The organism is [Acidovorax] ebreus TPSY, from assembly GCF_000022305.1.
GTDB classification, from domain to species: Bacteria; Pseudomonadota; Gammaproteobacteria; order Burkholderiales; family Burkholderiaceae_C; genus Diaphorobacter; species Diaphorobacter nitroreducens.
Window position 1 is genome coordinate 2,132,859 of the sequence record NC_011992.1, and the last position, 22,158, is coordinate 2,155,016.

Sequence of the window (22,158 nt, forward strand, 5' to 3'; positions counted from 1 at the left end):
CCTCACGCATGCGCCGGCTCACACGTAATCGCCCGCGTCGGGGTGGACCTTCCAGTCAATCGGGTCCTGCTGCAGCACCATGTCGATGTCCAACCCCAGCGCGATGCCGACTTCGCCGGGGAAAGACCCCGCCAGCTCGCGCGCATCCAGCCCCGCCTCGCGCGCGCGGGCGCGCCACGCGGCCAGGTGCAGCACGCCCGCCAGCGGCTCGTACACATCGTTGTCGAACGGCGCATGGTGGTGGCGCAGCGCGTCCACCACGGTCTCGGGCAACTGCCAGCGCCAGGCCAGCCCCGCGCTCACATGGGCGTAGCAGTAGCCGCACAGGTGCTGCTCCAGCCGGGCGCGGCGCAGGTCCAGCGGGCCCACCAGGCTGTTGAGGGTCTGCATGCGGCCCGCGTCGGCCAGGTGCATGGCCAGCTCGCCCACCCCGTGCAGCAGGCCGGCCGTATAGGCGGCGATCTGGTTGTGGTGCACCAGCCCGGCGAGCGCGCGTGCCACTTTGGCCGTGTGCAGGCTGTAGCGCCAGAAGTGCTGCAGGTTCATCCCCGGCACCGAGCGGGACGTGGTCCCCAGCGGCGCGGACGCCACCAGCGCGCGCAGTTGGGACACACCCAGGAGCGCCAGCGCCTCAGGAATACCGCCGATCTGGCGCTGCGCGGCGAATGGGGGCGTGTTCGCCTCTTCCAGCAGGCGTGCGGCCAGTGCAGGGTCGGTGCCGAAGAGCTGGTTCAGGCGCCGCAGGTTGGGCTCGACCGCGCTCAGCTCGTTCATCAGCAGCGCAACCGCGCGTGGCAGGCTGGGCAGCGTGATGGGCTGCGCCAGCAGTGCGTTCAACTCCATGGATCGGATCGCCCAGACAGGAAGGTCGGGCCATTATCCATGCAACTCTTACGGTTGTTTACGGGCAGCGCTTCAGCGCTTGCCCTGCTGCAGCTTGGCGAAGGCCGAGGCCATGGCCGAGGGCTGTGCCGGCTCGGCCGCGCGGCGCGGTGGGGCGTAGCCACGGCCCGCGCCTTCGAAGCGGTTGTCGCGCGGGCCGTCGCGCCGGGCCGGCGCGGCGTCCAGCTTCATGCTCAGGCTGATGCGCTTGCGCGCCGCGTCCACCTCCAGCACCTTCACTTTGACGATGTCGCCGGTCTTGACGACCTCGCGCGCGTCATTCACGAACTTGTGGCTGAGCTGACTCACGTGCACCAGCCCGTCCTGGTGCACGCCCAGGTCCACGAAGGCGCCGAACTGGGCCACGTTGCTCACCGTGCCCTCCAGCACCATGCCCTCGCGCAGGTCGGCAATGTCTTCCACACCCTCGTTGAAGCGCGCCACCTTGAAGTCGGGGCGCGGATCGCGGCCGGGCTTTTCCAGTTCGCCCAGGATGTCGCGCACGGTGATCACGCCGAACTTCTCGTTGGCGAACAGCTCGGGCTTGAGCGTCTTGAGCATCTCGGCGCGGCCCATGAGCTCGGCCACCGGCTTGCCGGTCTTTTCCATGATCTGCTCGACCACGGGGTAGGTCTCGGGGTGCACGCCGGTCATGTCCAGCGGGTTGTCGCCATCGCGGATGCGCAAGAAGCCCGCCGCCTGCTCGAAAGTCTTGGCGCCCAGGCCGCTGACCTCCATGAGCTGCTTGCGGTTCTTGAAGGCACCGTGCTGCTCGCGCCAGCGCACCACGGCCTTGGCCACGCTGCCCGACAGGCCCGACACGCGCGCCAGCAGCGGCGCGCTGGCGGTGTTCAGGTCCACGCCGACGGAGTTCACGCAGTCCTCGACCACGGCGTCCAGCGTGCGCGCCAGCTCGCTCTGGTTCACGTCATGCTGGTACTGGCCCACGCCAATGCTCTTGGGCTCGATCTTCACCAGCTCGGCCAGCGGGTCCTGCAGGCGGCGCGCAATGCTGGCGGCGCCGCGCAGGCTCACGTCCACGTCGGGCATTTCCTGGCTGGCGTACTCGCTGGCCGAATACACCGAGGCGCCGGCCTCACTCACCACTATCTTTTCAATAGCTGGTAGCGCTTGATCTGCCTGGTCTACGGCCTGTTTTTGCATTAATTTGATCAGCTCGGCCGCCAGCTTGTCGGTCTCGCGGCTGGCGGTGCCGTTGCCAATGGCGATGAGCTGCACGCCGTGCTTCATGCACAGGCGGCCCAGCGTGGCCAGGCTGCCGTCCCAATCGCGGCGCGGCTCGTGCGGGTAGACGGTGGCGGTCTCCACCAGCTTGCCGGTGCGGTCCACCACGGCCACCTTCACGCCGGTGCGGATGCCGGGGTCCAGCCCCATCACGGCGCGCGGGCCGGCGGGCGCGGCCAGCAGCAGGTCGCGCAGGTTGTCGGCAAACACCTTGATGGCCACCTTCTCGGCCTCTTCGCGCAGGCGCGAGAACAGGTCGCGCTCGGTGGACAGGCTGAGCTTCACGCGCCAGGTCCAGGCCACGCACTTGCGCAGCAGGTCGTCGCTCTTGCGGCCCTGGTGGCTCCAGCCCAGGTGCAGGGCGATCTTGCCCTCGGCAATGCTGGGCTGGCCCGGCTCGGGCTTGAACGTGGAATTCGCCTGCGGCTCAGGCAGCGCCAGCTTGGCTTCCAGAATCTCCAGCGCGCGACCGCGGAACACCGCCAGCGCGCGGTGCGAGGGCACGCGGCCAATCGGTTCGTCGTACTCAAAGTAGTCGCGGAACTTGGCGACCTCGGGGTCATTCTCGTTCTTGCCCTCCACCTTCTTACTGCGCAAGAGCCCCTCGGCCCACAGCCATTCGCGCAGCGACTGCACCAGCACGGCGTCCTCGGCCCAGCGCTCGGACAGGATGTCGCGCACGCCGTCGAGCACGGCGAAGGTGGTCGAGAAGTCGGGCCCCGGCTTGCCGTCATCGAGCGTGGTGGCGGGCTGGCAGAAAGCCTGGGCCTCGGCGTGCGGATCCAGCGTGGGGTCGGCCAGCAGCTTGTCGGCCAGCGGCTCAATGCCGAACTCGCGGGCAATCTGGCCCTTGGTGCGGCGCTTTTGCTTGAACGGCAGGTAGATGTCTTCCAACTCCTGCTTCGTTGGAGCAGCAGCAATGGCAGCGCGCAATGCGTCGGTGAGCTTGCCCTGCTCGTCGATGCTTTTCAGCACGGCCACGCGGCGGTCTTCCAGCTCGCGCAGGTAGGCCAGGCGCGCTTCGAGCTCGCGCAGCTGCACATCGTCCAGGCCGCCGGTCACCTCCTTGCGGTAGCGCGCGATGAAGGGCACGGTGGCCCCGCCATCGAGAAGCTCCACCGCTGCGCGGACCTGGGATTCGGTGACTTTGATTTCTGCGGCCAACTGCCGAACGATCTGCTGCATGTGCCTTCTGAGACGGGTCAAAACACGAAGCGCGGGAGTTTGCCACAGGGCTTGCTCCCTAAAATTGCAACTGCCGATGTCCACCCCGCCCTTTCCCCTCCGCACCGAATGCCCGCCCGGCGCCTGCGTGTGCGAGCGCGACGCGCTGATGCGCACGCCCGGCGGTGATGTGCGCATCCTGCGCCTCACGCGCGAGGAGGAAAAGCGCCTCGTGCAGCGCCTGGAGAGCCTCACCAGCCTGGCCGACCTGCGCCACTTGGAGCAGCGCCTGTTCGAGCAGCTCGGCGTACGCCTGACCATCGGCACCAGCCCCAACGAGGTACGCAGCCTGCGCGGCATCACCGTGCTGGTCCAGGAGCAGCCGGGCCTGTGCCGCAAGACGCGCCAGGCCATCCCAGCGGCCATCAAGAAAAGCATGGAGCGGCACCCCGAGATCGTCTACGCCCTGCTCAACGCGGGCGGCCTGTTCGAGGGCCTGTGATCCATGCAGGACGATCTGTTTGGCGGTGCGCCGCCATCGCCCTCAGCACCGCCACGACCACCGGAAGACACCCCCGCCCGCCCACGGGAAAAGTCGCCCACCCGCCGCACCGGCGTGCATCCCGCCACCTGGGACGTTGACCTGCACGCACTCGCCAACCGGCTGCCGCCCACGCTGCGCCTGGGCACCTCCTCCTGGAGCTACCCTGGCTGGCAGGGCCTCGTGTGGGAGGGGACGCATTCCGAACAGCTGCTGGCCCGCAAAGGCCTGCCCGTGCTCGCCCAGCATCCGCTGATGCGCACCGTGAGCATCGACCGGAGCTTCTACCGCCCGCTCACGGCCAGCGACTATGCGCGCTACGCGGCCCAGGTGCCGGCGGACTTCCGCTTTGTGGTCAAGGCGCCCAGCCTGGTCACCGACGCGCTGGTGCGCAGCGAGGACGGCCGTGGACGCGAGCCCAACCCGGCCTTCCTGGATGCGCAGTTGGCCGCCCAGGAGTTCGTGGCGCCCGCACTGGAGGGGCTGGGCCAGCGCACCGGCGCGCTGGTGTTCCAGCTGAGCCCGCTGCCCTGGAACCTGCTGGACCGCCTGCCCGAGGTGTTGGAGCGACTGCGCACGCTCTTGCAGGCCCAACCGGCGCTGCGCCCCGCGGCGCCCGACGCCGTGCTGGCCGTCGAGGTGCGCGACCCCGAATGGCTGGCGCCCGCGCACCTGCCCCACTTCGCCGACGTACTGCGCAGCAGCGGTGCCACCTACTGCCTGGGCCTGCACGCGCGCCTGCCGCCCCTGGCCGAGCAACTGCCGCTGCTGCGCCTGCTCTGGCCCGGCCCACTGGTCTGCCGGTGGAACCTGAACCCCGTGCACGGCCCGCAGGGGTATGAAGCCGCTGAAAAGGGCTACGCGCCCTACGACCGCATTCACGACCCCGATCCCGACAACCTGGCGCTGCTGGCGCGCACGGTGGCGGGCATCTGCGGACGGGACCAAAACGCCTTCGTGACCATCAGCAACCACGCGGAAGGCTGTGCGCCGCTGACAGTGCAGCGGCTGGCGGAACAGGTGGTTCTTTATGATCAAAATAGCTCTAGCGCTTGACTGGCATGCGCTGGCAGCTATCTTTTCTGACGATCTGACGATCACAGACTGCCGCGCCCGCACGACGTTCTTCTTGCGCCAAAGGGAGGCCAAGAACGCCGCCCACATGGGGCGCACAAGCGCCACGGCTCTGCCTCTGTTACCGCTGCCTCACCCGCAGCGAGCTGCACACCCCTGCCACCACCGCGCACGCCCCTGCCACCAGCAGTGCCAGCGACTCCGCGCTTCCATCGTGCCCCGGCCGCAGGGCGAAGATGGCCGCGAGCGACACGGCGCCCAGTGTCTGGCCCGTCAGGCGCGCGGTGCCCAGCATGCCGCTGGCCGCGCCGCTGCGGTGCAGCGGGGCCGAGGTGACGATGGTGTGATTGTTGGGCGACTGAAACAGCGCAAAGCCCGCACCGCACAGCGCCATGCGCCAGGCCACGTTCCAGTCCGCGGGCTGCGCGGGCATCAGGCCCAGCGAGACCAGGCCGGCAGCAAACACCGCCATGCCAATGCCGCCGAGCAGGCCGTCCGGGTAGCGGCCAATCAATCGGCCCGCCAGCGGCGCCACCACGGCGGTGGCCAGGGGCCAGGCCGTAATGAGCAGTCCGGCCTCCAAGTGGGTGCGGCCCTGCGCCTCCAACAGCAGGAAGGGCAGCGACAGAAAGCCCAGCATCTGCGCGCAGAACGCCCCCACGGACGAGCCCATCGACAGGGCGAACACCGGAATGCGCAGCAGGTCCACCGGAAACAGCGGCGCCGCCAAGCCGCGCTGGCGCCACAGGAACACCGCCCCCACGGCCACACCCGCGGCCAGCAGGATCGCACCCGTAGCCGCGCTGCCGCCCTGCGCCGCGCTGCGCACGCCCAGTTGCTCCCCGCCCAGGAACAGCAGCGTGAACATGGCGCCGTTGAGTAGCACGTCGATGGCGGAAAAGCGCGGCGCATGGTTGGCGGATGGAGGATTGACCGGCAGCGCGCGCCACCCCAGCCACCAGACTCCCACGCCCAAGGGCAGGTTCATGGCAAACAGCCAGGGCCACGACGCCACCGACAGGATGGCCGCCGCCACCGACGGCCCCGCCATGGACGCGGTGGCCACCACCAGCGAATTGATGGCCATGCCGTGGCCCAGCTGTGCGCGCGGATAGATCAGGCGCACCAGCGCCGCATTCACGGCCATCACGCCCGCGGCGCCCAGGCCCTGCAACGCCCGCGCGGCAATCAAGGCGGGCATGCTGGCCGCCAGCATGGCGCCCACCGACGCCAGCGCGAACAGCGCCATGCCCACCAAGTACACGCGCCGGTAGCCCACGCGCTCACCCAGCGCGGCCAGCGGCAGCAGCACGACCAGCGTGGCGAGCTGGTAGGCGTTGACCACCCACACGCTCTGCGCCGCGCCCGACTGCAACTGGCGTGCGATGTCGGGCAGCGCCAGGTTGACGATGCTGCTGTCGAGCACCGCCAGCGTGAGCCCGAGAACGATGACCAGCATCGCCTGGCGGCGTGCGGGCTGCGGCAGGCCGTCGGCCAGGGGCGGCGCACCCACGGGTAAGCCGCTCATGGCCGGCGCTCCGGGGCGATGTCTTTCGCGGCGCCGTGCGCGATGCGCTGCGCGCCCGCCGGCCCCAGCGTGATCCAGGTCAGCGCCACCCCCGTCAGCGCCCCTGTGGCCATGCCCACCACCATGGGCAGGGGCGCGTCGCTGGCAAACAGGCCCACCGCCGCCATGGCGAGGGTGCCGATCAGCATCTGCAGCGTGCCCATGAGGGCGGACGCCGTCGCCGCAATGGTGCCGTGCTCCTCCAGCGCCAGCACGGAGGTGGTGGGGATCACCAGCCCCATCAGCGCGCTGGCGACGAAGTACAGCACCAGCAGCACGGCCAGCCGGTCGCCGCCCAGCAGGTAATGCGCCAGCAGGGCCAGCATGACCGCGCCCGCGCCGCTGGCGGCCGCCTTCACCACCGGCGCCATGCCGTAGCGCCGCCCCAGCCGCGCCGTGAGCTGCGCGCTGGCGAAGAAGGCCGCCGCGTTGACCGAAAACGCCACGCTGTACTGCACCGGCGACAACCCGTAGTGGTTGATCAGCACGAAAGGCGAGCCCGCCAGGTAAACGAAGAAACCCGCCATGGAGCAGCCGCCGATGCCCACCAGCCCCAGGTAGTGCCAGTCGCGCAGCAGCGTCGTGTAGGCCGCAGCCGCGCTGCCCACGGAGCTGCGCACCCGCCGGCCAGCGGGCCGTGTCTCGTGCAGCGCCCGCTGGACCAACACCAGCCCGGCCAGCGCCGCCACCGCCACCACCCAGAACACGCCGCGCCAGCCGGCCAGCGCGATCACGCCGCTGCCCACCAATGGCGCCAACAAGGGCGACACGCTGAACACCAGCATCAGCAGCGACATGAGCCGGGCCGCCTCGGTGCCCGTGTGCAGGTCGCGCACCACCGCGCGCGGAATCACCATGCCCGCCGCCGCGCCCAGCCCCTGCACAAAGCGCAGCAGCACGAGCGTGTGCACGTCGGTCGCCAGCGCGCAGCCCACGCTGGCCAGCGTGAACAGGCCCAGCCCGAAGAACAGCGGCGGCCTGCGCCCGACCATGTCGGACACCGGGCCGTAGACCAACTGGCCCACGCCCAGTGCGAGGAAGAAGGCCGTCAGGCTCCACTGCACCGCCCCCACGTCGGCCCGCAGCGCCGCGCCGATGGCCGGCAGCGCCGGCAGGTACATGTCGATGGCAAATGGGCCGATGGCCGAGAGCAGGCCCAGGATCAGGGCCATGCGGAAGAACGGGGAAAAGGGCATTCGGGCGATTGTCGCCACACTGGCCGGATCGTGCTGGCGCGCTGCGCGAAGGCCCACATCGCCTCCCATGCAGCGCCGCGGCCGGCACCCGCGTGCGTTCGATGGCCGCAAAAGCCGCCCTTCCAGCCCGCTGTTCACGGGTTGCCTGGCCCAGCCGCCGCCCGACAATCGCGTGCGCGGCTCGGCCGCACTGTTCCTGCCGTCCTGTACTGCCTCGCCCGGAGACACCGCATGCCCCTGCCCCCGATCGCCCCGCCCTGCGCGGCTGGGCCGCCACCCTGGCCCTGTGCGCTGGCGCCCTGCTCCTGGCCGCGCCCGCCCTCGCCGCCACGGACCGTGAGGACGAGGCCGACGACGCCCCGCCCGTTCCGGTCGCGCCCGCCCAGCCGGTGCTGGTGCCGTCGCCCGACGGCGCGCTGGTGATCGATACGCAGGCGCGGCTGGCCTGGCCGCGCTGCGCGCAGGGCATGCAATGGACAGGCGCCACTTGCACCGGCGTGGCCCTGCGCTACACCTACGGCGAGGCCCAGGCGCTGGTGCGCCAGCGCTGGAAGGACGAGGGCGTGCGCTGGCGCCTGCCGCGCGTGCCCGAGCTGCGCCGACTGGTCAACCGCAACGCGCAGCCGCCCTCGGTCGACCCCCAACTCTTTCCCAATGCACCGCTGGAATGGCACTGGACCGGCACCGCCAGCGTCAACACCCTCAGCGTGAACCCCTACGCCTACGGCAACGTGGCGCGCGGCGGCGCGGGCGAGAGCAGCCTGTCGGTGCAGCAGGGCTGGGCCGTGGACATGACCAGCGGCGAGGCCCGCGGCGACGTGGGCCGCAGCACGCGCCTGCCCATACGGCTGGTGCGCCCGGCGCCCTGAGCGGATGCTCTGCGCACCCTGCACCTGGGTGGTCGCGCAAACGCTACATTTTCAATAGCTGCTAGCGCTTATCCAGCAAGCGCCAGAAGCCATTTCAATTCAAAATCCGGTCACTGCGCGCGCAACGCCGCCCGCAGTTGCGCCCCCAGCTCGGGTTTGTCCGCGAACGGGTCGGTGGGGTTGCGAGCCTGCACCACGTCTTCCATGCGCGTGCGCACGGCCCCCAGCGCCTGCGGGTGGCTGTAGATGTAGAACTGCCCCGCCGCCACGGCGTCGAAGACCTTCTGCGCCACCTCGGCGGCCGTCACCTTGCCGCTGGTGACGGCCTTGCCGATCATGGCCTGGCCGATGAGCTGGCTCTTGGTGGGCCGCTCGTCCGCCAGCACCTGCGGGCGGTTGCGCTCGCTCTGGCTGATGCCCGTGGGCACGAAATACGGACACAGCACACTGGCGCCCACCTGGTCGGTGACCAGCGCCAGGTCCTGGTACAGCGTCTCGCTCAGTGCCACCACGGCGTGCTTGCTGACGTTGTAGATGCCCATGTTGGGCGGGGCCAGCAAGCCGGCCATGCTGGCGGTGTTGACGATGTGCCCGCGCCAGGCGGGGTCGTCCTTGGCGGCCTGCAGCATCAGCGGGGTGAACAGGCGCACGCCGTGCACCACGCCCATCAGGTTCACGCCCAGCACCCATTCCCAGTCGCGGGCCGAGTTCTCCCACACCAGCCCGCCCGACCCCACGCCCGCGTTGTTGAACACCAGGTGCGGCGCGCCAAAGTGCTGCACCACGTCCTGTGCCAGTTGCTCCATCTGCGCGGCGTTGGACACGTCCACCCGGCGCGCCAGCACGGGGGCGCCAGCGGCGGCCAGCTCCACGGCGGCGCGCTCCAGCGCGTCCTGCTGCACGTCCACCAGGACCAGGTTCATGCCCAGGCGCGCGCCGATGCGGGCGCACTCCAGGCCAAAGCCCGAGCCCGCCCCCGTGAGCACGGCGGTCTTGCCGGCGAAGTTGTCGATCATGCTGTGTGTCTCCTGCGGTCTATGAATGGAAATCTCATGCGGCGCGGCGCAGCACATAGCCCACGCGTGGGAAGTGCACATGCACGTCGCCCGCGCGCGGATCGGTGCGCGCCAGCGTGTAGCGCGTGCGCGTGGCAGCGATCAGCGTGCCTTCGGTGGGCTCGGGCCCAAAGCTCTCGGCGGTGATCGTCACGCGGCTGCCCAGGGGGATGCCATGCTCGTCCTGGAAGGCCTCGGCGGGCAGCGGCTGGGGTAGCGCGCCTGCGGCAACGGTGACGGCGTCCTGGGCGCTGAACTTCTCCGCGCGGCCCTGGCCCTGCGCGGCCATGCGATCCATCCACTCCAGCACCGCCGGCGTGGCCGAGAGAATGTCGGCCATCACCGGCACGCATTCGCGCGTGAACCACAGCGGGTGGTAGGCGGCAAAGTCGGCCACGCAGGGCTCGGTGCCGAAGAGAAAGTCGTGCTCTTCCACCATGTTGGCGATGCGCCGCAGGTACGAGCGGTAGGCCGCCGTGGCGTCCGCCGGGTGGGTGCGCGCCGTGCCCATGGCGCGGCGGTCGTTGCGAAAGGCCTCGGCCGCACCATCGGGCAGGCCGGCGAACAGCGCCTGTGCCCCGCGCGGCTGCAGGCAGTAGGCCATGGCAGCCCCGAACAGCACCATGTCCGCCCACTGGGCGAACACGCGCGAGACGCCTTTGAGGTGCGGCGGGTACAGCACGGGCTCGGGCTGCAGATGCTCCAGCACATCGCAGATCAGCGCCGTGTCGCAATAGATGTCAGCCCCGATCTGCAGGAAGGGCGTGCGCCGGTAGCCCCCGGTGAGCGCCACCACGTCGGGTTTGGGCATGACGCTGGGCACGATCACCGACTTCCACGACAGTTGCTTGAAGCCGAGCACGCAGCGCACTTTGTGTGCAAACGGCGAGGCGGGATAGTGGTGCAGGATGAGTTCGGTCATGCGCGCTCTCCGGTGCGGTGCGAAAGACGGCCCCTGCCTTGCGCCCTTTCAGGCCTGTGGCGGCGGGCTCCACAGCATCTCGACATGCGGGATGTCGTCTTCCAGATAGGGATCGGACACCGTAGCAAACCCCAGGCTGCCATACAAGCGCTGCAGGTGCGCCTGCGCGCTGATGCGCACCGGGCGCCCCGGCCACACCCGCTGGCACTGCGCCAGCCCTTCAGCCACCAGCGCGCGGCCCAGGCCGCTTCCGCGCGCCTCGGGCGCGCAGACCACGCGGCCGATCGAGGGCTCGGCGTAGTTCACGCCGGGGTCCACCACGCGCAGCGTGGCCAGCAGCGGCCCCTGCGGCTGCGCGCGGCCCAGCAGGTGCCAGGCGTGCTTGTCCGCACCGTCCGGGTCCTGGTAGGGGCCCTGCTCCAGGATGAACACCCGGCAGCGCAGGGCCAGGGCATCGTGCAGCGCGTGCACGCCCAGGTCGTCAAACCGTGCCCAGCTCCACTGCACCGTCAAACCAGCTTCACCAGTTGCTTGCCGAAGTTCTTGCCCTTGAGCAGGCCCAGGAACGCCTCGGGCGCCGCGGCCAGGCCCTGGGCGATGGTCTCGCGCGGGCGCAGCTTGCCGCTGGCCGCCAGGCCTCCCAGTTCCTTGAGCGCCTCGGGCCACACCTCCATGTGTTCGCTGACGATGAAGCCCTCGACCTTCATGCGGTTGATGAGGATGAGCGCCGGGTTCTGCAGTGGCAGCGGCTGGCCGTCGTAGCCGGCGATCATGCCGCACACGGCCACGCGGGCGAACGCGTTGGCGCGCAGCAGCACGGCGTCCAGGATGTAGCCGCCCACGTTCTCGAAGTAGCCGTCGATGCCGTCCGGGCAGGCTTCCTTGAGCGCGCGGGCCATGCTCTTCAAATCGCCGTTCGCACGGTGGTCGATGCAGGCGTCAAAGCCCAGCTCTTCAGTCACATAGCGGCACTTGTCCGGGCCGCCGGCAATGCCCACCACGCGGCAGCCGCGCGCCTTGGCCAGCGCGCCGAAGGCACTGCCCACGGCGCCGCTGGCGGCGCTCACGACCACGGTCTCGCCCGCCTTCGGGGCGATGATCTTCACCAGGCCGTACCAGGCGGTCACGCCGGGCATGCCCACGGCCCCCAGGTAGGCCGACAGCGGCACGTGGGTGGTATCCACCTTGCGCAGCATGCCGGGCGTGTTGCCGTCGGCCACGCTGTACTCCTGCCAGCCGCCCATGCCGACCACCTTGTCGCCCACGGCATAGACCGGGTGGCGGCTCTCGACGACCTCGCCCACCGTCCCGCCGATCATCACCTCGCCCAGCGGCTGGCTGGCGGCGTAGCTCTTGCTGTCGTTCATGCGCCCGCGCATGTAGGGGTCCAGGCTCAGGTAATGGTGGCGCACCAGCACCTGGCCGTCCTGCAGTGCAGGCGTATCGGTGGTGACCAGGCGGAAGTTGCCCACCGTGGCTTCACCCTGGGGGCGGTTGTCGAGGAGGATCTGTTGGTTGCGTGGCATGCGAAATCTCCAGGTTAAATTTTGCTATTGTTTCAATAGCTTCCAGCGCTTGATACATAAGCGCCAGAGCCACTTTTCATTCAAGACTCAGTCGGTGGACACGCCGCCGGGCACGGCCTTGGGCACGTATTTGAAAGTGCCCGTGGCATGGCTGCAAACGCGCCCTTCGGCGTCGTACACCGCCCCTTCGACGAAGGCCAGCGAGCGCGTGCGGTGCAGCAGCCGCCCCTTGGCCACCAGCGGGCCGCGCGCCGGGTGCATGAAGCTGGTCTTCATCTCGATGGTGACCACGCCCATGTCCGGCGTATCGCTGCGCGCGGCCGTGGCCAGGGTCACGTCCAGCAGCGTCATGGTGGCGCCGCCATGGGTGACGGCGTAGGAATTCATGTGCTCGGGCCGCGCCTCAAAGTGCAGTTCGGACGTTCCGCCCTGCATGTGATGCAGGGTGAAGCCCAGCTCTTTGACGAAGGGAATGTCGGCACCAAAATCCAGCACGGGAAGCTCCTTGCTCAAGGTAAAAAAAGACCGCAAGGATAGTGCCCCTGGCGCGGTGGTTCGCCCTTGCCGTCAGCCGCCGATGACCGCGCTCACGCCCCCGTCCACGGCCAGCCACTGGCCGGTGATGTGCTTGCCCGCCTCGCTGGCGTACAGCAGCGTGATGCCCTTGAGGTCTTCGTCATCGCCCAGGCGGCGCAGCGGCGCGTGCGCGGCCATCTTTTCCTCGCCCAGCGTCTCGATGAGCACGGTGGCCATCTTGGTCTTGAAGAAACCCGGGCAGATCGCGTTCACGCCGATGCCGTGCACGCCCCACTCGCAGGCCAGCGCGCGCGTGAAGTTGATCACCGCACCCTTGGAGGTGTTGTAGGCAATGGTCTTCATCTCGATCGGGTTGCCCGCCAGCCCCGCGATGGATGCCACGTTGATGATGCGGCCGCTCTTGCGCGGGATCATGCTGTGCTTGCCGATCGCCTGCGACAGCAGGAAGTAGCCGCGCACGTTCAGGTTCATGACCTTGTCCCATGCGGCCACGGGGTGGTCCTCGGCCGGCGCGCCCCAACTCGCGCCGGCGTTGTTGATCAGGATGTCCACGTCGCCCATGCGCTGCAGCGTCTCGCTGGCCAGGCGATGGATGTCTTCCTCGCGCGCGCAGTCGGCGGCGACCCAGCGCGCGTCGATGCCGGCGGCCTGCAACTCGGCGGCGGCCTGCTCGAGGTCTTCGGCCTTGCGCGAGCTGAGCATGATGCGCGCGCCCGCCTCGCCCAGCGCGTGCGCCATCTGCAGCCCCAGGCCGCGCGAGCCGCCGGTGACGAGGGCGGTCTTGCCCGAGAGGTCGAAGAGTTGTTGCGCGGTACGGGCCATGAAGGTGTCTCCCCAAGAGTCTGTGGTACGCCGTGCCATCGCCCACAGTGGGCAACGGAGGCGCGGCGGCAGGATTTTGAGCGGCTATTGTGGCGAGCGGCCCGCGCCACACATGTCACATGCGTGATTCATCGGCAGGGTTTTTGTGTTCAAAGGACAATCCGGGCGCGGAGCCCGCGGGGAAAGCGGGGGCCGCTCATTTTTCAGGAGTTCCCATGTCCACCGATACCGCCCTGCTGCGCCGGGCCGTGCACCTGGCCCATGACAACCGGGCCCGCGGGGGCCGGCCCTTCGGCGCGGTGATCGCGCGCGGCGGCGAGGTGATCGCCACCGGCGTGAACGACATCGTGCACAGCCACGACCCCAGTACCCACGCCGAGATGCAGGCCCTGCGCGCCGCAACACGCCAGCGGGCGAACCCCAGCCTGGCGGGCTGCACGGTCTACGCCAGCGGCCACCCCTGCCCCATGTGCCTGGCGGCGCTGGTCATGGCCGGCGCGGACAGGGTGTTCTACGCCTTCGACAACCGCGACGCCGCGCCCTACGGCCTGTCCAGCGAAGGCGCCTACCAGCGCCTGCGGCTGCCGCTGGACCCGCCGCCCCTGCCGCTGCAACGCCTGGCCACGGGCATTGGCGTGGAGCAACTCTACGGCGACGCGCCCTGGCCCACGGACGGCCCCTGACACCCCTGACCACAGCGCCGCAGGGGCCGGTGCCGGCCCCTGCGTATAGGAATGTCTGGCGACGGTGGCGCTGGCCACGCTGAACCGGGGCCCCCTTCCCCACGGCCATGGGATCGCCGGGCCGGCATGGGGATTTTCGGCGCCTGCATGTCCCACCCTGCGGCCCATGGCGCTGATGGGCGCGGGGCATGGCTGGCCCCCGCAGCGCTGCGGCGCCTGAGCGCGCGCCACGGCCACGGCCACCGGCGCGCCGGCATGCGTCGCCGGGCTGCGCGCGGCGCCGTGCAGGCGCGCCCATTGCACCCGGCCACCGCCGCAGGTTATCGCGCCGTGCGGCTGGCAGCATCGCCGGCGGCCGCGCTGGCTTCACAACGGTAGGTGCGTGATGCGGGAATGTGCGTTCCGGTATGTGACTTTTCTGGCGCGGCACGCGCACCACGTACGCCGGCCGTGCCACATCGCGGTCACAATATGCACCTTTTGAGGGACTGCAGCTACCCGCTGCCAGTGCGAAACCACAGCCCATGCACCCACTTGGTGCAACGCGGGCACAGGGAGGAACCATGAACCAGAAACCCCATGGGCGCCTGCGCGCCTGGCAAGCCGCCTGCCTGCTGGCGGGCGCCCTGAGCGGCGGCGCCGCCTCTGCCGACATCCTGATCGGGCAGACCACGGCCGTCAGCGGCCCAGTGGCGGCCAGCGTGGGCGAGACCGTCGCGGGCGTGCACCTGTATCTGGACCACGTCAATGCCAAGGGCGGCGTGCATGGCGAACGCATCAAGCTGATCACGCTGGACGACAAGTTCGAGCCCAAGCTCGCCGGCGAGAACGCGCGCCGCCTGATCGAAGACGACAACGTGGCCGCGCTGTTCATGAGCCGCGCCACGCCGCACACCGAAGCCATCCTGCCGCACCTGGCCAAGCACGGCGTGGCGCTGGTGGCGCCCTCCACGGGTGCGATGACCTTCCACAAGCCCGCCAACCCGCTGGTGTTCAACGTGCGCTCCAGCTACCAGGCCGAGACCGAGAAGGCCGTGGAGCACCTGCACACCATCATGGTCCAGCGCATCGCCGTGGTGCATGTGGACGACAGCTTTGGCGAGGACTGCCTGGCCGGTGCCCAGAAGGGCTTTGCCAACGTGGGCAGCAAGCCCGTGGCCGTGATCAAGACCGACCGCGCCAAGCCGGACTACGCCACCATCGTGCCGCAGCTCATCCAGGCGCAGGCCCAGGCGGTCATCTGGATCGGCTCCAGCGTGGCGGTGAGCGACGGCGTGAAAGCGCTGCGCAAGGCCGGCTCGTCCATGCAGGTGGTCACGGTGTCGAACAACGCATCCCGCGGCTTCGTCGCCCAGCTGGGCGACTCGGTGCGCGGCGTGATCGTCACGCAGGTGTTCCCCAACGTGCGCTCCATGGGCTACGCCATCAACCGCGAGGCCGCCGCTCTGGCCAAGGCCAAGGGCAACCTGACGCTGTCACCCTCGGTGATGGAAGGCTTCACCTCCGCCAAGGTGCTGGTGGAAGGCCTGCGCCGCGCCGGCCCCAAGCCCACGCGCGAGAAGATCGTCACCGCGCTGGGCGGCATGAGCCACTACGACCTGGGCGGGCTGGAGCTGGGCTACGGCCCCGGCGACCGCACGGGCCTCAGCTACGTGGAGCTGTCCATCATCGACGCGGACGGGCTGTTCCGCCGCTGACGCCGTCGCTGCCGCGCCGCGGGGCCACCGGGGCCACCGGGCCACCGGGCTACCGGGTCACCGCCCCTCGCGCGCCGCGGCAGCCCCCATCGCCAATCGCGATGCGCCGCCGGCCGCAGCCGGCGCACACGGCCCACGGCAGCCGTTACAACCAAGGGTCGCATTCACCCGGCCCCACGCCCGTCGCTCCCATGTCCTCTCAAGATTCCTCACCGGCCCGCTGGTACTTCGGCTGGAACATCGTGGCCGCGGCCACCGTGCTCACCGCCCTCACCGTGGGCCTGCGCCTGGGGCTGGGCCCGCTGTTCCTGCCCATGACCGAGGATCTGGGCTTTTCGCGCAGCCTGCTGTCGGCCATCGTCGCCGTGGGCATGCTGTGCTACGGCGCGGCCATGCCGCTGGCGGGCTGGCTGGTGGCGCGTCGGGGCACGCGCTTCGTGCTGCTGGCGGGCACGGTCCTGCTGGTGGCGTCGACACTCTGGGCAGTGAACACGCGCACGCCGCTGGGGCTGCTGCTGAGCTTCGGCATCCTCATGTCCGTGGGCGCGGGATTCACCAGCCCGGTGGCACTCACGCCGGTCATCAGCCGCTGGTTCAACCGCCGCCGGGGCATGGCGCTGTTCTTCTTGTCCACGGGCTCCATGGCCGGCATCGCCATCATGACGCCCGCACTGGGCATCGCGCTGCAGCATCTGAGCTGGCAGGCCACGCTGCTGGGCTTTGCCGCGCTGTTCACCGTCATCACCGTGCCCACGGCGTTGTGGGTGATCCGCGACGAGGCGCCTGCCGATGGCGATGCCCCGCCGCCCGGCAGCCCCGTTCGTGCGGCGAACCCGGTGGCTCCCGCAGGGCAGCACTACACGGTGCTGCAGGCCATGCGCACCGGCACCTTCCTCAAGATCACGCTGGGCCTGTTCGCCTGCGGCTTCAGCATGAACCTGCTGGGCACGCACGGCATGCCCATGCTGATGGACCATGGCTTTGACGCCACCACCAGCGCCTTCGGCATCGGCCTGATCGGGCTGGTGGCCATTCCCAGCACCATGGTGCTGGGGCGCCTGGCCGACCGGCTGCCGCGGCGCAAGCTGCTGGCCGCCATCTATTGCGTGCGCGGCGTGGGGTTCTTCGCGCTGCTGCTGGCGGGCAATACCCTGGAGCTGTACGGCACCTCGGTGATCGGCGGCATTGCCTGGGCGGGCAGCATCGCGCTGTCGTCCGCCATCCTGGCCGACATGTTCGGCGTGCGGCTGGTGGGCGTGCTCTACGGCTGGGCCTACCTGGGGCATCAGGTGGGGGCGATGATCAGCGCCTGGCTGGGCGGCTGGGGCTATGAGCATTTCGGCACGCACTGGATCGCCTTCGGCCTGTCGGGCGCACTGCTGATGGTGGCCGCGGGGGTGGCGCTGCTGCTGCCGGGGCGGCGCCCCCCGGCGCTGCCCACGCCCCAGGCGGCGGGCTGAGCGTTCACCGCCGGCCGTGCGCCCTCCGGGCAGCCGGCGCCACCTTGGGCGACAATGGCGGCCCTCGCGCACACCCCGCAGGCCCTCGGCTTGCAGCGCGCTCGATTCAACTTTCCCGCACCGCCATGACCTCTTCAACGACCGCACGCCGTGCGGCGCTGCGCCGCTTTGCCGCAGCCGCCGCCGCTGTCGCCAGCTTCTCTCCCCTCCTGTCCACCCAGGCCGCCGAGCCGCAGGTGCTGCGCGTATCCGCCATCCCCGACGAAGCGCCTACCGAACTGCAACGCAAGTTCAAGCCGCTGGGCGAATACCTGTCGCAGGCCACCGGAATGAAGGTGGTGTTCACCCCGGTAACCGACTACGCCGCCGTGGTCGAATCCCTGGCCACGCGCAAGCTGGACCTGGCCTGGCTGGGCGGCTTCACCTACGTGCAGGCGCGCATCCGCACGGGTGGTACGGCCATTCCGCTGGTGCAGCGGGAGGAGGACGCACGCTTTACCTCGCGCTTCATCACCGCCGACCCCACCATCCAGGGCCTGGCCGACCTCAAGGGCAAGACCTTTGCCTTTGGCGCTCCCTCGTCCACCTCGGGCAGCCTGATGCCGCGCTACTTCCTGCAGCAAGCCGGCGTCCAGCCAGAGCGGGATTTCAAGACCGTGGCCTATTCCGGCGCGCATGACGCGACCGTGGCCTTCGTGGCCGCTGGCAAGGCGCAGGCCGGCGTGCTCAACGCCTCCGTCTGGGACAAGCTGGTCGAGACCAAGAAGGTGGATCCGTCCAAGGTACGGGTGTTCGCCACCACCCCACCCTACTTCGACTACAACTGGACCGTGCGCGGCGATCTCGATCCCGCCGTGGTGCAGAAGATCAAGGCCGCCTTCCTGGCGCTCGACCCCGCCAAGCCCGAGCACAAGGCCATCCTGGAACTGCAGCGCGCCTCGCGCTTCATCGCCACCGAGCCGCGCAACTACGACGGCATCGAAGACGCCGCCAAGACGGCCGGCCTGCTGAAGTAAGCGCGCCGGCGCGCGCGGGCCTGGCCCAGGTAGCCCGCGCGTGCACCATTGGCGTTTTTGATCAAATCAGCCCCTAGCGCTTGCTGGATAAGCGCTAGCAGCTATTGAAACAAGAGCAACCATGAGCTTCGAGCTGAACGGCGTGGATCTATGCCACCCCGGCGGCCATGTGGCGCTGCGCGGCATCACCCTGGCCGCGCGCCAGGGCGAGAGCCTGGCGCTGATCGGCCCCTCGGGGGCGGGTAAGACCACCCTGCTGAACCTGCTGGGCACAGCCCTACCCGCCAGCGCCGGCCGCGTGCACGTGCTGGGCTCCGCGCTGGGCGCTTCGTCGCCCGACACGCCCCATGCTTCGTGGCCTCCGCCGCGTGCGCTGCGCGCGCGCATCGGCACCGTGCACCAGGCCCCGCCCCTGCCGCCGCGCCAGCGCGTGGTGACCGCCGTGCTGGCCGGGCGCCTGGGCCAATGGCCCGCATGGAAGGCGCTGGCCTCGCTGCTGTACCCGGCCGACCTGCCGGGTGCGCACGCCGCGCTGCAGCGCGTGCAGTTGCAGGACAAGCTGTTCGCGCGCTGCGACCAGCTCTCGGGCGGGCAGCTGCAGCGCGTGGGCATTGCCCGCGTGCTGTACCAGCAGCCAGCGCTGCTGCTGGCCGACGAGCCCGTCTCTGCCCTCGACCCCACGCTGGCGCTGGCCACCGTGCAGCTGCTGGTGCAGGACGCGGCCGCACGTGGCGCCACGCTGGTCGCCAGCCTGCACGCGGTGGACCTGGCGCTGGCCTGCTTTGCGCGCGTGGTGGGCCTGCGCGAGGGGCGCATCGCCTTCGACCTGCCGGCCGGCGCGGTCACGCCCGATCTGCTGCAGGCGCTGTACGCCCCGCCCGGCGACGGCGCGCTCCCGCCGGATGAAACGCCCACGCCGCCCCCGACCACCAGCAGCTACGCCTCATGCCGTTGACGCCCCCTGCACCGCACCTGCGCGACCCGGCCGCACGCGGGCGGCTGGGCGGCGCGCTGCTGGCCGTGGTGCTGCTGTGGCCGCTGTTGCAGGCGTCGGGCTTTGACCTGGCCGCGCTGCTGGCGCCCGAGAACCTGCGCGTGCTGGGCGGGTTCCTGCGCCAGTTTCTGCCGCCTGAAACGGGGGCCGACTTCCTGGCCCTGCTGGCGCGCGCCACCCTGGAAACGCTGGCGATTGCCACTGCGGGGCTGGCATTGGCCTTCGTGCTGGCGGTGCCGTTGGCCTACTGGGCCAGCAACGCTGCACGCGAACGCCCCCGGCTGAACCCGGCAGCGCGCGGCGTGCTCACGGTGCTGCGCGGCATCCCCGAGCTGGTGTGGGCGCTGGTGTTCGTGCGCGTGTTCGGCCTGGGGCCGACGGCCGGCGTGCTGGCGCTGGGGCTGGCCTACGGCGGCATGCTGGGCAAGGTGTATGCCGAGATCCTCGAATCCGTGCCCGCCGCACCCGCCCAGGCGCTGGCGCGCAGTGGGGCGCGCCGGCCCATCGCCCTGCTCTACGGCCTGCTGCCGCAGGCGGCGCGCGAACTCACCTCCTACACCGTGTACCGCTGGGAATGCGCGGTGCGCGCCTCGGTGGTGATGGGCTTCGTGGGCGCGGGCGGGCTGGGCCAGCTCATGGACCAGGCCATGAAGATGCTCAACGGCGGCGAGGCGTGCACCATCCTTGTGACCTTCATGCTGCTGGTGCTGGCGGCCGATGCGCTGTCGGGCGGGCTGCGCCGCGCGCTGGATGCGCCCCCCGCGGCACGCGCCGCGCCGCTGGGCTGGCGCAGCGGCGCGTTGACCGCGACGGTGCTGGCCGCCCTGGCCGCCAGCCTGTGGCTGCTGGACATGGACTTGCCCGCGCTCTTCACCGCCGAGGCGGCGCGCAGCATGGCGGAGTTTGCCGGCGGCTTCTTCCCGCCCGAGCTGGGCAGCACCTGGCTGCGGCAGGTGGCGCGCGGCGTGTGGGAGACGCTGGCCATCTCCATCGTGGGCACGCTGCTGGCCGCCCTGCTGGCGCTGCTGCTGGCCCTGCCGCGCCGGCGCGCGGGCTGGAACCTGCTGCTGAACCTACTGCGCTCGGTGCCCGAACTGGTATGGGCCACGCTCACCGCCCTGGCCGTGGGCCTGGGGCCGTTTGCCGGCGCACTGGCCCTGGCCCTGCACACCACCGGCGTGCTGGGCCGGCTGTATGCCGAGGCGCTGCAGAACACCCCAGCCACGGCCGCGCGTGCGCTGCGCCAGGCCGGCAGCGGCGGCGCCATGGCGTTCCTGTACGGCACGCTGCCCGGGGCGGCGCCGCAACTGGTGGCGTACACGCTGTACCGCTGGGAGATGAACATCCGCATGGCCGCCATCCTCGGCTTCGTGGGCGCGGGCGGCCTGGGGCAGTTGCTTTACGTGGAGCTGTCGCTGTTCCACCATGCGCAGGCGGGCACGGTGATCCTGGCGATGCTGGTGCTATCGGTTGCGGTGGACTGGGCCAGCGCGGCGCTGCGCCGCTGGATGGACAGGGCCTAGTACCGCAACCGGGGAGCGGAGGAACAAAAGGCGATCGATGGCTTCGCCCCAAGGGTCAGGCGCGAACCGCAGCAACGACCGTGGCCATTGCGAGGATTGGCAACGCCGCCTCGCGGGCGAAGGCGCGCTTTCATGTCCCAACACTTTCGGGTCGCAGCACTAGCAGGCCGTTGAAAAATCCCCCTCCGACGCCCGCGTTCGCCGCTACGATCTGAAGCCATAGGTGAACGACCCAGACGAGGACGATGAGAGGCAACCAAGACTTCCAGGGGGCGATGTTCAGCTACATCAGCCTTGAAGAGCGCGTGCCGCAGGCACACCCGCTGCGCAAGTTGCGCGCGGTGGTTGATGCGCTGCTGGCAACCATGAACCGCGAATTCGAAGCGGTGTACGCCCGCCGTGGCCGCCCATCGGTGCCACCGGAGATGCTGCTCAAGGCCTTGCTGCTGCAGATCCTGTTCTCCATCCGCAGCGAGCGCCAGTTGGTCGAAGCGATCAACTACAACCTGCTGTACCGCTGGTTCGTAGGCCTGAACATCGAAGACAAGGTCTGGGACCACTCCACTTTCAGCGCCAACCGCGAACGTCTGTTCAACGAAGACCTCGCCCGCACCTTCTTCGAGCGCGTCAAGCTCAGTGCCCAGTGGGGCAAGCTCGCCAGCGACGAGCACTTCAGCGTGGACGGCACGCTCATTGACGCCTGGGCCTCGCACAAGAGCTTCAAGCGCAAAGATGACGACAGCGGCACGCCGCCTGGGCGCAACCCCGAGGTGGACTTCAAGGGGCAGGAGCGCTGCAACGACACCCACAAGAGCACCACGGACGCCGATGCCCGGCTGTTCAAGAAGAGCCGGGGCGACAAATCCCGCCTGTGCCACATGGGACACATCCTCATGGAGAACCGCAACGGGCTGATCGTGGATGTCGAGATCACCCATGCCAGCGGCACGGCCGAGCGCGAGGCGGCACTGGCCATGTTGGAGCGTCGGGGCAACAGGAACAAACGGGCCACGGTCGGTGCCGACAAGGGCTACGACAGCAAGGCCTTCATCAAAGGCTGTCGCAAGCTCAAAGTCACGCCCCACGTGGCGGCCAAGGACAAACACTCGGCGGTGGATGCGCGAGTGACACGGCACGAGGGCTACAAGACCAGCCTGAAGGTGCGCAAGCGCATCGAAGAGGCCTTTGGCTGGATCAAGACCGTCGGTGGTCTGGCAAAGACCAAGCTGATCGGTCAGGCCAAGCTCACGGGCCAGGCGCTGCTGTGCTTTGCCACCTACAACCTTGTGCGAATGGGCAGCATCGGCGGCTGGTGGAACGCGCATCATGCGTGAGCCCAGGGATACGTGCGCCCGAAATGGGCGGGAGGGCCTGCAAACCGGCCA

The 22,158-nt window shown here is 69.9% G+C and carries 21 protein-coding genes; 11 read left to right on the forward strand and 10 right to left on the reverse strand.

Features of this window, described 5'->3' with window-relative positions; all coding sequences use genetic code 11:
• Nucleotides 1-18: 18 nt before the first annotated feature.
• On the reverse strand, nt 19-843 hold the full coding sequence (locus DTPSY_RS10020; RefSeq protein WP_015913493.1) for an HDOD domain-containing protein: 825 nt from the start codon (nt 841-843) through the stop codon (nt 19-21).
• Nucleotides 844-915: 72 nt separating this feature from the next.
• Nucleotides 916-3,312, reverse strand: coding sequence for a Tex family protein (locus DTPSY_RS10025; protein WP_015913494.1), 2,397 nt, complete (start codon nt 3,310-3,312; stop codon nt 916-918).
• A 76-nt stretch (nt 3,313-3,388) separates the two neighbouring features.
• Here DTPSY_RS10025 and DTPSY_RS10030 point away from each other — a divergent pair, with 76 nt between their 5' ends.
• Both DTPSY_RS10030 and DTPSY_RS10035 read left to right on the forward strand, forming a co-directional pair.
• Nucleotides 3,389-3,793, forward strand: coding sequence for a hypothetical protein (locus DTPSY_RS10030; protein WP_015913495.1), 405 nt, complete (start codon nt 3,389-3,391; stop codon nt 3,791-3,793).
• A gap of 3 nt (nt 3,794-3,796) precedes the next feature.
• A complete protein-coding gene (locus DTPSY_RS10035; protein WP_015913496.1) occupies nt 3,797-4,888 on the forward strand; it encodes a DUF72 domain-containing protein in 1,092 nt (363 codons plus the stop codon).
• 139 nt (nt 4,889-5,027) lie between these two features.
• Here the strand turns inward: DTPSY_RS10035 and DTPSY_RS10040 are convergent, their stop codons facing one another.
• Together DTPSY_RS10040 and DTPSY_RS10045 are read right to left on the reverse strand one after the other, a co-directional pair.
• On the reverse strand, nt 5,028-6,434 hold the full coding sequence (locus DTPSY_RS10040) for an MFS transporter (protein ID WP_015913497.1): 1,407 nt from the start codon (nt 6,432-6,434) through the stop codon (nt 5,028-5,030).
• Nucleotides 6,431-7,669 carry a multidrug effflux MFS transporter gene (locus DTPSY_RS10045; protein WP_015913498.1) on the reverse strand — a complete coding sequence of 413 codons (1,239 nt, stop codon included), beginning with the start codon at nt 7,667-7,669 and terminating at the stop codon, nt 6,431-6,433. Before DTPSY_RS10045 ends, DTPSY_RS10040 begins: the two co-directional genes overlap by 4 nt.
• 101 nt (nt 7,670-7,770) lie before the next feature.
• Between DTPSY_RS10045 and DTPSY_RS10050 the strand changes: the two genes are divergently transcribed.
• Entirely contained in the window at nt 7,771-8,538 is a 768-nt protein-coding gene (locus tag DTPSY_RS10050; RefSeq protein WP_015913499.1) for an Lcl C-terminal domain-containing protein, read from the forward strand.
• A 110-nt stretch (nt 8,539-8,648) separates the two neighbouring features.
• On the opposite strand, the gene DTPSY_RS10055 is transcribed toward DTPSY_RS10050, so the two are convergent.
• From DTPSY_RS10055 to DTPSY_RS10080, 6 genes are all read right to left on the reverse strand, one after another.
• Nucleotides 8,649-9,554: an SDR family oxidoreductase gene (locus tag DTPSY_RS10055; RefSeq protein ID WP_011804970.1), complete on the reverse strand. Its 906-nt coding sequence runs from the start codon at nt 9,552-9,554 to the stop codon at nt 8,649-8,651.
• Nucleotides 9,555-9,588: 34 nt separating this feature from the next.
• On the reverse strand, nt 9,589-10,515 hold the full coding sequence (locus DTPSY_RS10060; RefSeq protein ID WP_015913500.1) for a glutathione S-transferase family protein: 927 nt from the start codon (nt 10,513-10,515) through the stop codon (nt 9,589-9,591).
• Nucleotides 10,516-10,563: 48 nt separating this feature from the next.
• Nucleotides 10,564-11,028, reverse strand: a complete 465-nt coding sequence (locus tag DTPSY_RS10065) for a GNAT family N-acetyltransferase (protein ID WP_015913501.1) — start codon at nt 11,026-11,028, stop codon at nt 10,564-10,566.
• Nucleotides 11,025-12,041: an NADP-dependent oxidoreductase gene (locus DTPSY_RS10070; RefSeq protein WP_015913502.1), complete on the reverse strand. Its 1,017-nt coding sequence runs from the start codon at nt 12,039-12,041 to the stop codon at nt 11,025-11,027. The genes DTPSY_RS10065 and DTPSY_RS10070 overlap by 4 nt, the downstream gene beginning before the upstream one ends.
• Nucleotides 12,042-12,128: 87 nt before the next feature.
• Nucleotides 12,129-12,536 (reverse strand): PaaI family thioesterase, encoded by a 408-nt coding sequence (locus DTPSY_RS10075; RefSeq protein ID WP_015913503.1) that lies wholly within the window; start codon nt 12,534-12,536, stop codon nt 12,129-12,131.
• 72 nt (nt 12,537-12,608) lie between these two features.
• A complete protein-coding gene (locus DTPSY_RS10080) occupies nt 12,609-13,400 on the reverse strand; it encodes an SDR family oxidoreductase (protein WP_011804965.1) in 792 nt (263 codons plus the stop codon).
• Between the two features lie 215 nt (nt 13,401-13,615).
• On the opposite strand from DTPSY_RS10080, the gene DTPSY_RS10085 reads away from it, so the two are divergent.
• From DTPSY_RS10085 to DTPSY_RS10120, 8 genes are all read left to right on the forward strand, one after another.
• A complete protein-coding gene (locus DTPSY_RS10085) occupies nt 13,616-14,083 on the forward strand; it encodes a nucleoside deaminase (RefSeq protein WP_015913504.1) in 468 nt (155 codons plus the stop codon).
• A 147-nt stretch (nt 14,084-14,230) separates the two neighbouring features.
• Entirely contained in the window at nt 14,231-14,461 is a 231-nt protein-coding gene (locus DTPSY_RS10090) for a hypothetical protein (RefSeq protein WP_148215374.1), read from the forward strand.
• A 185-nt stretch (nt 14,462-14,646) separates the two neighbouring features.
• Nucleotides 14,647-15,780 (forward strand): ABC transporter substrate-binding protein, encoded by a 1,134-nt coding sequence (locus DTPSY_RS10095; RefSeq protein ID WP_015913505.1) that lies wholly within the window; start codon nt 14,647-14,649, stop codon nt 15,778-15,780.
• Between the two features lie 191 nt (nt 15,781-15,971).
• The gene (locus tag DTPSY_RS10100; RefSeq protein ID WP_041838853.1) at nt 15,972-17,240 is read left to right on the forward strand and encodes an MFS transporter; all 1,269 of its coding nucleotides are present in this window, start codon (nt 15,972-15,974) and stop codon (nt 17,238-17,240) included.
• Between the two features lie 125 nt (nt 17,241-17,365).
• Entirely contained in the window at nt 17,366-18,256 is an 891-nt protein-coding gene (locus tag DTPSY_RS10105) for a putative selenate ABC transporter substrate-binding protein (protein WP_015913507.1), read from the forward strand.
• A gap of 121 nt (nt 18,257-18,377) precedes the next feature.
• Nucleotides 18,378-19,211: a phosphonate ABC transporter ATP-binding protein gene (locus DTPSY_RS10110; RefSeq protein WP_015913508.1), complete on the forward strand. Its 834-nt coding sequence runs from the start codon at nt 18,378-18,380 to the stop codon at nt 19,209-19,211.
• Nucleotides 19,202-20,773: a PhnE/PtxC family ABC transporter permease gene (locus tag DTPSY_RS10115; RefSeq protein ID WP_015913509.1), complete on the forward strand. Its 1,572-nt coding sequence runs from the start codon at nt 19,202-19,204 to the stop codon at nt 20,771-20,773. The genes DTPSY_RS10110 and DTPSY_RS10115 overlap by 10 nt, the downstream gene beginning before the upstream one ends.
• 245 nt (nt 20,774-21,018) lie before the next feature.
• The gene (locus tag DTPSY_RS10120) at nt 21,019-22,107 is read left to right on the forward strand and encodes an IS5-like element ISDisp1 family transposase (RefSeq protein WP_012655322.1); all 1,089 of its coding nucleotides are present in this window, start codon (nt 21,019-21,021) and stop codon (nt 22,105-22,107) included.
• Nucleotides 22,108-22,158 lie beyond the last annotated feature (51 nt).

Excerpts from the sequence above, each read along its gene's own strand:
- DTPSY_RS10020 (WP_015913493.1), bottom strand. The coding sequence starts at position 843 with ATGGAGTTGAACGCACTGCTGGCGCAGCCCATCACGCTGCCCAGCCTG.
- DTPSY_RS10025 (WP_015913494.1), bottom strand. The coding sequence starts at position 3,312 with ATGCAGCAGATCGTTCGGCAGTTGGCCGCAGAAATCAAAGTCACCGAA.
- DTPSY_RS10030 (WP_015913495.1), top strand. The coding sequence starts at position 3,389 with ATGTCCACCCCGCCCTTTCCCCTCCGCACCGAATGCCCGCCCGGCGCC.
- DTPSY_RS10035 (WP_015913496.1), top strand. The coding sequence starts at position 3,797 with ATGCAGGACGATCTGTTTGGCGGTGCGCCGCCATCGCCCTCAGCACCG.
- DTPSY_RS10040 (WP_015913497.1), bottom strand. The coding sequence starts at position 6,434 with ATGAGCGGCTTACCCGTGGGTGCGCCGCCCCTGGCCGACGGCCTGCCG.
- DTPSY_RS10045 (WP_015913498.1), bottom strand. The coding sequence starts at position 7,669 with ATGCCCTTTTCCCCGTTCTTCCGCATGGCCCTGATCCTGGGCCTGCTC.
- DTPSY_RS10050 (WP_015913499.1), top strand. The coding sequence starts at position 7,771 with ATGGCCGCAAAAGCCGCCCTTCCAGCCCGCTGTTCACGGGTTGCCTGG.
- DTPSY_RS10055 (WP_011804970.1), bottom strand. The coding sequence starts at position 9,554 with ATGATCGACAACTTCGCCGGCAAGACCGCCGTGCTCACGGGGGCGGGC.
- DTPSY_RS10060 (WP_015913500.1), bottom strand. The coding sequence starts at position 10,515 with ATGACCGAACTCATCCTGCACCACTATCCCGCCTCGCCGTTTGCACAC.
- DTPSY_RS10070 (WP_015913502.1), bottom strand. The coding sequence starts at position 12,041 with ATGCCACGCAACCAACAGATCCTCCTCGACAACCGCCCCCAGGGTGAA.
- DTPSY_RS10080 (WP_011804965.1), bottom strand. The coding sequence starts at position 13,400 with ATGGCCCGTACCGCGCAACAACTCTTCGACCTCTCGGGCAAGACCGCC.
- DTPSY_RS10085 (WP_015913504.1), top strand. The coding sequence starts at position 13,616 with ATGTCCACCGATACCGCCCTGCTGCGCCGGGCCGTGCACCTGGCCCAT.
- DTPSY_RS10090 (WP_148215374.1), top strand. The coding sequence starts at position 14,231 with ATGTCCCACCCTGCGGCCCATGGCGCTGATGGGCGCGGGGCATGGCTG.
- DTPSY_RS10095 (WP_015913505.1), top strand. The coding sequence starts at position 14,647 with ATGAACCAGAAACCCCATGGGCGCCTGCGCGCCTGGCAAGCCGCCTGC.
- DTPSY_RS10100 (WP_041838853.1), top strand. The coding sequence starts at position 15,972 with ATGTCCTCTCAAGATTCCTCACCGGCCCGCTGGTACTTCGGCTGGAAC.
- DTPSY_RS10105 (WP_015913507.1), top strand. The coding sequence starts at position 17,366 with ATGACCTCTTCAACGACCGCACGCCGTGCGGCGCTGCGCCGCTTTGCC.
- DTPSY_RS10110 (WP_015913508.1), top strand. The coding sequence starts at position 18,378 with ATGAGCTTCGAGCTGAACGGCGTGGATCTATGCCACCCCGGCGGCCAT.
- DTPSY_RS10115 (WP_015913509.1), top strand. The coding sequence starts at position 19,202 with ATGCCGTTGACGCCCCCTGCACCGCACCTGCGCGACCCGGCCGCACGC.
- DTPSY_RS10120 (WP_012655322.1), top strand. The coding sequence starts at position 21,019 with ATGAGAGGCAACCAAGACTTCCAGGGGGCGATGTTCAGCTACATCAGC.